At 78.9% G+C, this 1482-nt stretch carries 2 protein-coding genes; both read left to right on the forward strand.

Translation table 11 applies throughout. The annotated features are described in order from the left end of the window. Positions 1–829: SDR family NAD(P)-dependent oxidoreductase (locus ACIQOV_RS41125; RefSeq protein WP_401056219.1), on the forward strand; the 829-nt coding region annotated here is incomplete at its 5' end. Next, positions 826–1482: polysaccharide deacetylase family protein (locus ACIQOV_RS41130; protein WP_401056221.1), on the forward strand; the 657-nt coding region annotated here is incomplete at its 3' end. The genes ACIQOV_RS41125 and ACIQOV_RS41130, both read left to right, overlap by 4 nt.

The following is a 1482-nucleotide window of genomic DNA, read 5'->3' on the forward strand; positions in this document are numbered from 1 at the left end:
CTCGGACCCCTCGGACCCCTCGGACCCCAAGGAGCCCTCGGCCCCGAGATCCCCGGAGGGCCGGACCGCCCCGGCCGCCCCGGCCGACCGCCCGGTCGCGCTGATCACCGGCGCCTCCTCCGGGATCGGCCTCGCCACCGCCACCCGCCTGGCCGACGCCGGCTGGCACACCCTGCTCTCCGGCACCGACCGCGCCCGCCTCGACGAACTCGCCGACCGCACCGGCGGCCGCGCCCTGCCCGAGGACCTGAGCAAGCCGGACGGCCCGGCCCGCCTCGCGGACGCCGCCCTGGCCGCGGCCGGCCGGGTGGACGCCCTGATCGCGAGCGCAGGCCTGGGCTGGCGCGGCCCGTACGCGCAGACGCCCTCCGACACCCTGGACCGGATGATCGAGGTCAATCTCGCCGCCCCGCTACGCCTGGTCCGCCTGCTGCTGCCCGGCATGCTGGAACGCCGCCGCGGCCGGATCGTGTTGCTCGGCTCGATGGCCGGCCAGGTCGGCGTGCGGGACGAGTCGGGGTACGCCGCCACCAAGGGCGGGCTGACGATGTTCGCGGAGAGCCTCTGGTACGAGCTGCGCGGCACCGGGGTGGGGGTGCGCCTGGTGCTCCCGGGGGCCGTGGACACCCCGTTCTTCGACCGGCGCGGCACGCCGTACCAGCGCGACCGCCCGCGCCCGGTCCCGGCGGAGCGGGTCGCGGACGTCGTGGTCGCGACCATCACCACCGGGCGCGACCGGCTCTACGTCCCGCAGTGGCTCGGCTTCCCGGCCCGCATCCACGGGGTGGCCCCGGGCGTGTTCCGCCGGATGGCCTCCCGCTTCGGGTGAGCGCCGCCCGGCGCCCGGGGGCGCTCGCCGCCGGGGCCCTCGCCGTCGCCGCCGGGGCCGAGTTCCTGCACCTCGCCCCGGCCGCCGTCCGGCTGCCGCCGCTGCGCCGCACCCTGGCACGCCGCACCGCCGGCCACGGCACCGCGCCCGGCCACGTCGCCCTGACCTTCGACGACGGCCCCGATCCGCGCAGCACCCCGTACGTCCTCGACGCGCTGGACGAACTCGGTGCGCGCGCCACCTTCTTCCTGCTCGGCGCGATGCTGGAGCGGGCCCCCACGCTCGGCCGGGAGCTGGTGCTGCGCGGCCACGAGGTGGCCGTCCACGGCTGGCACCACCGGCGGCAGTGGTACCCGGCCCCCGGCCGCGACCTGCGCGAACTGCGCCGCGCCACCGAGGCGGTGGCCGGACTCTGCGGCGCCCGTCCGCTCTGGTACCGCCCGCCGTACGGCGTCCTGACCGCGGGCCCGGCCCTGGCCGCCCGCCGCCTCGGCCTGCGCACGGTGCTGTGGACCGCCTGGGGCCGCGACTGGACGGCCGAGGCCACCGGCGCGTCCGTCTACGCGACCGCCCGCCCCGGCCTCACCGGCGGTGCCACCCTCCTGCTGCACGACTCCGACTGCACCTCCGCCCCCGGCTCCTGGCGCGCCACC

The organism is Kitasatospora sp. NPDC091257, assembly GCF_044757675.1.
Taxonomy (GTDB): Bacteria; Actinomycetota; Actinomycetes; order Streptomycetales; family Streptomycetaceae; genus Kitasatospora; species Kitasatospora lactacystinica.